The organism is Pseudomonas asplenii (assembly GCF_001293465.1).
Taxonomy (GTDB): Bacteria; Pseudomonadota; Gammaproteobacteria; order Pseudomonadales; family Pseudomonadaceae; genus Aquipseudomonas; species Aquipseudomonas fuscovaginae_B.
In genome coordinates this window covers 1-8,341 of sequence record NZ_JSYZ01000045.1, presented here as the reverse complement: position 1 = coordinate 8,341, position 8,341 = coordinate 1, and the positions used below count along the sequence as shown (strand labels likewise).

The following is an 8,341-nucleotide window of genomic DNA, read 5'->3' as shown; positions in this document are numbered from 1 at the left end:
ACAATTTCGTACACAGCCTAGGACCAGACTGACCGGCTGCTTTTGGCAGGTAGCTGGTAAGCGTCCGCCCAACTCACCTTGCGTAATTCAGGACGGCATCCGACGCACATCGTCGTGCACAGGCCTGGCCCAAAGGCTAGAATCGTCGGAGCACGAACTCAATCGCCTGCAGCGTTAGACCTTTTGTCAACTGAAAGTGGGCAAGACAAGAGCTTCAATGAACTTTAAAGTCGCTTGCTTACGCCCGAACATAAGCGGCACGACTTGAAAAAAATACATGCGACACTACCATCCCGTCGATAGACTTTATCTGAACACAGACTGAATATCTTGCGCAGGGACCGATTCCCGGAGCTCTGCGCAAAATATTTACCGGTTAAAAATGGCTATTTTCATAGCCGCTATGTCACAAGCCGATTTGCGAGCCAAAATCGTAGACCACCTGCAAACCCAATACAGTGCCGTTCCCACTCACCTCAGCAGCAGGATTATAGAAATTACTCGGATTGAAAATGTATTGGACGCTTGGTTCGAACGCCAGATATCGCGTCGCCTGCCAATGCATATTGAGCTCGACGCGTGACTCCCCTCTGGACATGTGCTGATCCCGCCCTGTGACATCAAGGCGTTGCTGGTTCTCGTAGTCGTACTGCTTTTCAGAAAGGCGCAGATAACTTGCCTTCAGACTGATGGAATCCTGTGGCCGACCAAACGGCCCCACCCGGGTTACTCCGGCTTCCACAAAGTGCTGGAAGGGTTGAGAGTCGTCAGCATTGAACGACCAGGCGCCGAATACCTGCCATGCTTGGCCAAGCGCCTGAGCATCCGAGACGTCATCACGCGCGACCGTCTGCCGGAAACGGAAAATTGCGCCGCTGCTACCTCGATGCTTTGTTCCATCAGAAATGTCCACCTGCTCAGCGCTATTGAAGAAACCGTTGAGCTCATAGTGGTAAGGATAGGGGTTTTGGCCAATGGTCTGCTCAAAGCCGATACCCGCGAGACTGGTAACCCCGCTGGCATTATCGGGATTCCAGTGCCACCCGTGGGTCTTGTCGAGATAGTCGTTGGGATTCGACTCGAAAGCCCCTCCATGCACGTACCAGCGGTCGTTCACCTGATACTTCGCGTATCCCCCCCAGCTGCCGTAGGGATATGGAAGGATGCCAGTTGTGTACTCGACCAGCGGGTCGTTGCAAGCAACGATGGCGCCACAGTTGGAGAGATAGAAGTAACGCTTGGCGTTGGTACGCCCGGCGGTCACCTGCAACTGTCCATCGAGAAACTTTTGCTCGTAGGCAAAGAGTGACAGGTAGCCCGTATCGATATCGTTGTGCATGACGGAGCCGGCCAAGCCACTGCCAACCGCGCCCTGCCAATGGTCTTGGGCGGGAACCCCTGCATTGCGCATCCAGGGAAAAAAGGTGTAATCGAACTTCAGGGTGCCGGCATGGTTATCCAGCAACTTGCCCAGATCCAGGTCCGCCCCCACGAAGATGGCGCCGGCATTTGCAAAGCTATAAGGCCGCGGGCCGATGTCCAGGTTCTTGAGCGTTTGGTTGGTGATGACAACATGCGGCTTGATCGCGCTGTCATCAGCCCCAGCGAAGCCCCCACTGGCAACACCAATAGACGCCAGTACTGCATTCACACAAAAACGACGCGCACACGGACGCACTGAACCCTTGTTCTTCTTCATAGTCTGTCCAAACCGTTTGTGGATGATGATCGGCGGTGATTAACGAGCGATAGCGGGAATGGGACCTGGCCCCCAGATGGACTCGAGGGTGCGACCTATGGCAAGCAGTTGATCGTCCTGGCCTGGCAGAGCATCTATCTCCATACCCACCGGAAGTTTCGTTTCCTCACCAAGACCGACCGGGATGCTCAGGCCAGGCATCTTCACGTTACTGCCGGGATCCGAGTTCCTGATGATGCGAAGGAAGTGGTCTGGAGTGCCCGCCTCTGGCCCGGTCTTGATGGCGACTTCCGGCACGGCGGGAAACAGTAATGCATCGAGTTTGTGTCGCTCGAAGGTCTGCTTATAAAGCGCTGCCAACGCAGGAACGCCCTGGTTGATGGCTTGCTCGTAAAGCGGCTGTCCCGGCACCATCTGCCCTGTCGAATCCGGGACGGTTACCGGTACCACCATGGTGTCAAAAATGGCTTTGACATCAGGGCTCACAATCCCAGACGTCAGCTGTTCGAACGAGACGCCGGTACCCTGCTCTTTCAGATAGGCTGTGAGCGCCCTCTTCGCTTCGACTATCGCCACGGGTGTCGCCACCGCTGCCACGAGGTTTTTCATTCCGGGCATCTGCACGGGTATCAGTTGCACCCCTGCGGCCCTGAGCTTGGCCAGGGCTTGCTTGGCTTTTCCAGCGACATCGCTGTCCAGATCGGCCCAGAAGTAATCGGGCAATCCGAGGCGAATCTGCCTGGCCGGCTTGGCGGGCAGCGGGGTTTTGCCGCTGAGCACGGAATCCATCAGCACGATGTCACCCAGGCTGTTCGCCATCGGCCCGGCAGTATCCCGAGTAGACGAAATGGGGGTGATACCTGCACCGCTGTAGCGACCCACAGTAGGACGAAACCCAAGGCAGCCGTTCAGCGCACAGGGCTCGCGTGTCGAGCCGCCGGTATCGGTGCCCAAGGCGACCGGCACCATCCGCGCGCCAAGGGCCGCGGCGTTGCCCGAGGAAGATCCGCCGGCGATGCGCGACTGGTCGAAGGCATTGCGGACACCAATGACGTCTCCCGTACGGTAGGCGACGTTATATCCGGTAGCCCCGAACGCCAGCTCGTGCATGTTGGTCTTGCCAACGATGATCGCGCCGGCCGCTTCCAGCTTGTCGATAACGGGCGCATTCACCTTGGGCATGAACTGCCGCAAGGCAGGTGTGCCGGCGGTGTTGGCGAAGCCCACCACCTGGATGTTGTCCTTGATGGCAATCGGCACGCCTTCAAGGGGACGACATTGGCCGCCGCTGGCGAGCCGCGCGTCTGCTTTCTTCGCCTCAGCGATCGCCTGAGGGCGGTTCACGGAGATGAAGGCATTGAGCTCGGGGTGTGCATCCACACGGTCCAGCCAATACCTGACTACCTCTTCGCTGGAGACCTGCTTGTTGCAGATCAGCTGGGCGGTTTGCTCAGCACTGAGGCGGTAAAGAGGGGTAGCCGGTAGCGCCGCGAAGGCGCTCGAGTTCGCCAAGGCAATCGCCAAGGCCAGAAAAGGAGTCTTGTTCATCACGGTGAAATCCTGAGGTCTGCCCGATGCTCGACTGGCATCGGCAACTCATTTATTCACACCCTGGATTTGGCCAAAATCCTCATATTTGAGGAGCCGCTATTGTGGTCGACCCCGTACCGCAAGATCGGTCCTGTTGCTCGCGCCGGTCTTGTGCATGGCGTTTTTCAGATGCGTTCGCACCGTGGTGAAACCTATGCCCATCAAGCGGGCGATTTCCTTGTCGCTACAGCCGGCCGCGACATGCTCCACAACCGCCTGTTCACGTCGCGTCAACAGGGAGGGCGTCTGCTGGACCGGAGACAGCGACTCCTCGAAATAAGGGGTCAGGGCCTTGAGCAGCAGGACATCCCTGACGCCAAAAGGAGGTTGATCGGCACCTCGCCAGATACGCAGGTCACCGATGTCTCTGCCATCTTGGAAAAAAAATACATTGATCCCGTAGTGCATCCCGCACGGTTTGAGGAATTCGTTGTAGTGCTCACTGGCTTCCAGCGCCCTGCGGTCGATCACATCGTCCACGCGCGCGGCTTGGCGCTGAGCCCTCATCTTACGGGTGATACAGTCGGCAACGTGATGATGAGCCTGGTATTCGCCGAGTTTGACCTGGTCGATATTCAGCGAGACGCAGCGGGTGGAGATATCTTTCCGATCGTCATAGACATAGGACGCGCCGTAATCGGATTTGAGGAGTTCTGTGACGTCCAGCAGGATCTGCCGCCTGACCTCTTCCTCGCACCCGCCGGCATGGCGCAACCGCCAGACCACCTGGGTGAAGAGGTCCAGCTCGGTACAGGTCAGGTCAACCTTGACGTCAAGCACGCTGACCTCCTGATCTGGCGGGCCATCCGGGCAATACGCACTAGACCGAACGTCCTCAGCAAGAGTGCGCAGCCTTGAGCCGAAATTCTTTGGGCGTCATTCCGGTGTCTTTTTTGAATACGCGGCTGAAATGCGCACAGTTGCTGTAGCCCCAGTCAAACGCGATATCGCCAATGTGCTTATGGGCGAGATGTTTGCACAGCAGGTCGCGCTTGCAATTCTCCAGGCGCCGATTCCAGATCCATTGCGATAGTGTCAGACGTTCGGATTCGAAAATCCGATAAAGCGAACTCATCGAGAGTTTGAGATCCGCGGAAATACGTTCCACGTTGAGGTTGGGATCCTGCAGATTGTCTAGGATGTAGCGCTTGACTCTATGCAGATGGAACGTCTGCAACTTGCTGCATTCCGCCCCTGGGGCCTCAGGTATGGATTGCAGTCCACCGATTGTCACCTCGATAAGCGCCCTGGCCAAAGACTCCTGTACGGAAACGCTGGATGAGGCGGGGCCGGAAAACAGCGCGTTGAGCATCGCGCCCAATACGAGCCCCGCCTCTGAATCCTTGCTGACGGTCATGCCACACAGCCGTTGAGGCTGGGATATATGAGCCTGCAGTTTCGTCCGAGGTATGCGAATCACATACTTGCAGAAGTCTCCGCTGTAGGACATGGCGAACGGTCGTGTGCTGTCATAGAGGACGAAATCTCCAGCAGTCTGTATCGATACCTTCTCGTCTTGCTCCAGCACCCCCTTGCCCCGGCGCTGATAGCTGAGCATGAAGAAGTCCGACGCGTCCTTCTGCACCAACTTGCTGGTTCTCGCCACGGCGTGCGCCGACGCTTCCAACCGCATCAGATCAAGATTCGCCACCTGCAGGACATCGAGATTCGCGGTAAAAGGGACGGCGTCCCTGGACTCGAATTCCAAGGCCATGAAGCGATCAGCAATCACTTGACGCCAGAAGGCCTGGCGATCCGACTGCGGTACAGCGCTCGTGGTGAGTGTATTGAGCATCTTCCATCACGCTGAAGCATGAGTAATTTAGCGGCGGCCCAGCAAGATCGGTGCCATAAGCTCCGTTTTGCTGATTTGCAGGCGATGCAGACGAGAAATGAGGAATAACGCGGCAAAAACGAGCGTAAATCAGGGCGGGCGCAGACTCTATTGCGCTGGATGAGGGCACGAAAGCGCTCTTTTGCCTCAGGACAGAGCGTCGTAGAGCGCGCTAACCAACGACGAGTGTTACATCGCCACCTTTGGTAACGCCTACAGATCGCTACCAGCGGGAACCCGGTAGGCCACCCACTAGGGAAACGGGAGCAAGATCGGCAAGACGTTGAGTACAGCACTTCGCGTCCCTTTGCCTAATCATCTCGATCATCGCCCACTCCTTCGGATCGAGACCCTATGAAAGCCCTTCACAGCGCCTACAAGGTGGCCGTAGTACAAGCCGCGCCGGTTTTCATGAATCGCGCCGCCACCCTCGATAAGTGCATTCGCTACATCGAGGAAGCCGCACGCAATGGCGCCCGGCTGATCGCCTTCCCAGAAAACTTCGTGCCCGGGTATCCCTGGTTCTTTTGGCTGGGTACGCCTGCCTGGGCCATGCAGTTCATGCTCAAGTATCACCAGGAGGCCCTGGTGGTGGGCAGCGATGAGTTCAAAAGACTCGAAGCCTGCGCCAGGGACAACAAGATCTTCGTTTCCATCGGCTATACCGAGAAAAACGGCGGCAGCCTCTACATGGGACAGGCGCTGATCGATGACGAGGGCAAAACCCTGGGGACTCGCCGCAAGTTGAAACCCACCGTCGCCGAGAGAATGGTCTTTGGTGAAGGCGACGGCAGCGACATCCAGGTCCACCCGACCGCCCTCGGCAAGTTGGGGTCGCTGTGCTGCTGGGAACACATCCAACCCCTGGCGAAGTTCGCGATGTTCAGCGAGTACGAAGAGGTTCATATCGCTGCCTGGCCAGGCTTTTCGCTGTACAACGAGGTCACGCCGGCCATTAGTGGCGATGTCAACAATGCCGTGAGCAGAACCTACGCGGTCGAAGGCCAGTGCTTCGTCCTGGCCCCCTGCGGCATGGTGTCCAGCGACGTGATCGAGCTGCTCTGCACCTCGGAGGAGTCGCGAGGATTGCTCAAGGCCGGCGGCGGCTACGCCCGGATCTATGGCCCCGATGGCGCAGAACTCGCCGCCCCGCTACCGGTGGATGAAGAAGGCCTGCTCTATGCGCAGGTCGATCTGGCTGCCGTCACCCTGGCGAAGGTCGCCGCAGACCCGGTAGGCCACTACTCCAGAAGCGACATCGCCCGGCTGGTGATCGATCGCCAGAGCCGCCGTCCCGTCGTGGACAAGGCCGCTAGAGACCACAGCGATGAGTCTCCCTCTGCAGACAAGCACACCGACGACTTTTCGGACTGATGGGCACACCTCACCTCGACCGCACGGAGATCGATTATCTATGAGCACGTCATCCTCTTATGAATGGAAGATGGTCTGGTTACTGGCCATTCTGTTCGGTGTAGTGGGTCTGGATCGTTTGGTTGTCGTTTATCTCTTTCCGATCCTGATCCCGGAGTTGGGTCTGAACAACACCCAGGCCGGGGCCATCGCGTCCATCCTGGCCTTGACCTGGGCCCTCTCTACCTGGGTGCTGGGCAGCATCAGCGATCGCTGTGGACGTAAGAAGGTGCTGATTTGCTCGGGCGTGTTCTTCTCGCTCATGGCGTGGCTGACCGGGGCAGTCAAGAGCTTCACCGGAATGCTGCTGGTACGGGGACTATTGGGGATAGGCGAAGGTGGCGTCTTCAGCACCAGCGTTGCAACATTGGCGCAGATTTCTTCGCCAACGCGCAGGGGCATGAACCTGGGCATTCACCAAGCCTTCTTCCCGCTGCTGGGTATCGGCCTGGGCCCTATCATCGCTACCCAACTGACCCAGTACCTGTCATGGCAATGGGTGTTCTTCATCCTGGGTGTACCTGGGCTGATCCTGACGCTGATGCTTGCGAAGGTCATGAAGGAGCCCAGGCGCGCCGCCATCCTTACCCCTGAACACCCCCATAAAGGCGCGACGTCGGTACTCAGGTACAGGAACATCTGGGTGAGCACCGTGATTGGCTCGCTGTTCCAGACCGGGCTGTTCGTTTTCTCCACTTTCGTGGCGCTCTATCTGACCCAGGTCGTGAGGCTGTCACTGGCGGAGACGGGTCTCATCGTGTCCGGTTGGGGATTCGGTGGCTTCATCGGCATGATCGCTATCCCTGCGCTTTCCGATCGCCTCGGTCGTAAACCGGTGCTGGTGATCTGCGCAGCTATTTATGGCGCCTTGATGCTTACCTTCGCGCTGAGCCACGCGAGCTCGCTCGTGATGTTCTCGATCCTGTTCCTGGCCGGTGTCTTTGGCTTTGGCATAGCACCGCTGTTCCTGGCGATCATTCCGGCCGAGTCCGTGCCGAGCCAGGTGACGGGGGCGGCAGTTGGGGTCCCCACGGGTGTTAGCGAGATCATCGGTGGCGTAGCGATGCCCATCGTCGCCGGCAGCCTGGCTGACCACTTCGGCCTGATCGTGCCGATGCTGATCGTCGGCGTGGTGTCACTGCTCGCGGCGGCGTTCGGCCTGTTCCTGAAGGAAACGGCGCCGAGCAAGAACCCGGAGCCGGCGATGACGCCTACCGAAGTAGCCAGCGCCTGAAGAAAGGTTCCTAGGCCAGGATGCGGCCGCCTGCCACGGCGGCCCTGCTCCGCCCGGTCATCCCGTACGGAGACCGGAGCGACCTGGCCTTCCTCTCTATAGATGTTGCTTATACAACAGTCATAAGTAATCGATTTGATAAATTATCTGCGACTACCTAGATTGAAATCTATTTTTATCGGGTTCTGCCTTGAGGGATGTCATGCGCTCAGCTTTTAACGTCGAAGGCTATCGAGAACTGGCTCGGAAACGGCTGCCCAGGATGGTGTTCGATTACCTGGACGGTGGCGCCGATGACGAGAAAGGTCTTGAGCGTAATAGGCAGGCCTTCGACCGCTTGGAGTTCCTGCCGCGGCGCCTGGTGAACGTGGCCGAGCGGAATCTTGCGACCCAGGTGTTCGGCAAGCGCCAGGCATTACCCCTGATGGTAGCGCCCATGGGACTCAACGGAGCCTTCTGGCCAAAGGGCGATCTCGAACTCGCCCGCGCAGCCAAGCAGGCGGATATTCCCTTCATTCTGTCCACCGCAGCCAACGCCTCCATCGAAGAGGTAGCCGACCAGGTCGGTGGC

General features: G+C 58.1%; 7 protein-coding genes. 3 read left to right on the top strand and 4 right to left on the bottom strand.

The features are described 5' to 3' along the window. Positions 1–406: 406 nt before the first annotated feature. The 4 genes from PF66_RS30945 to PF66_RS30930 all read right to left on the bottom strand — a co-directional run bounded on the left by PF66_RS30945 (position 407) and on the right by PF66_RS30930 (position 5,084). Positions 407–1,699 carry a carbohydrate porin gene (locus PF66_RS30945; RefSeq protein WP_054064809.1) on the bottom strand — a complete coding sequence of 431 codons (1,293 nt, stop codon included), beginning with the start codon at positions 1,697–1,699 and terminating at the stop codon, positions 407–409. A 39-nt stretch (positions 1,700–1,738) separates the two neighbouring features. Next, complete coding sequence (gene iaaH / locus PF66_RS30940) at positions 1,739–3,247, bottom strand: indoleacetamide hydrolase (RefSeq protein WP_054064808.1); 1,509 nt, start codon at positions 3,245–3,247, stop codon at positions 1,739–1,741. Positions 3,248–3,346: 99 nt separating this feature from the next. Continuing rightward, complete coding sequence (locus tag PF66_RS30935; protein ID WP_054064807.1) at positions 3,347–4,069, bottom strand: helix-turn-helix transcriptional regulator; 723 nt, start codon at positions 4,067–4,069, stop codon at positions 3,347–3,349. A gap of 55 nt (positions 4,070–4,124) precedes the next feature. After that, positions 4,125–5,084, bottom strand: a complete 960-nt coding sequence (locus PF66_RS30930) for a helix-turn-helix domain-containing protein (RefSeq protein ID WP_081009960.1) — start codon at positions 5,082–5,084, stop codon at positions 4,125–4,127. A gap of 393 nt (positions 5,085–5,477) precedes the next feature. Between PF66_RS30930 and PF66_RS30925 the strand changes: the two genes are divergently transcribed. From PF66_RS30925 to PF66_RS30915, 3 genes are all read left to right on the top strand, one after another. Then, positions 5,478–6,497 (top strand): carbon-nitrogen hydrolase family protein, encoded by a 1,020-nt coding sequence (locus PF66_RS30925; RefSeq protein WP_054064806.1) that lies wholly within the window; start codon positions 5,478–5,480, stop codon positions 6,495–6,497. Positions 6,498–6,537: 40 nt separating this feature from the next. Then, positions 6,538–7,770 carry an MFS transporter gene (locus tag PF66_RS30920; RefSeq protein ID WP_054064805.1) on the top strand — a complete coding sequence of 411 codons (1,233 nt, stop codon included), beginning with the start codon at positions 6,538–6,540 and terminating at the stop codon, positions 7,768–7,770. A 202-nt stretch (positions 7,771–7,972) separates the two neighbouring features. Further along, positions 7,973–8,341 (top strand): alpha-hydroxy-acid oxidizing protein (locus PF66_RS30915; protein WP_193394247.1); only part of this gene is annotated, 369 nt, incomplete at its 3' end.

Bases quoted from the DNA above. Each gene is read 5' to 3' on its own strand.
- PF66_RS30945 (WP_054064809.1), bottom strand. From the start codon at position 1,699: ATGAAGAAGAACAAGGGTTCAGTGCGTCCGTGTGCGCGTCGTTTTTGT.
- iaaH (WP_054064808.1), bottom strand. From the start codon at position 3,247: ATGAACAAGACTCCTTTTCTGGCCTTGGCGATTGCCTTGGCGAACTCG.
- PF66_RS30930 (WP_081009960.1), bottom strand. From the start codon at position 5,084: ATGCTCAATACACTCACCACGAGCGCTGTACCGCAGTCGGATCGCCAG.
- PF66_RS30925 (WP_054064806.1), top strand. From the start codon at position 5,478: ATGAAAGCCCTTCACAGCGCCTACAAGGTGGCCGTAGTACAAGCCGCG.
- PF66_RS30920 (WP_054064805.1), top strand. From the start codon at position 6,538: ATGAGCACGTCATCCTCTTATGAATGGAAGATGGTCTGGTTACTGGCC.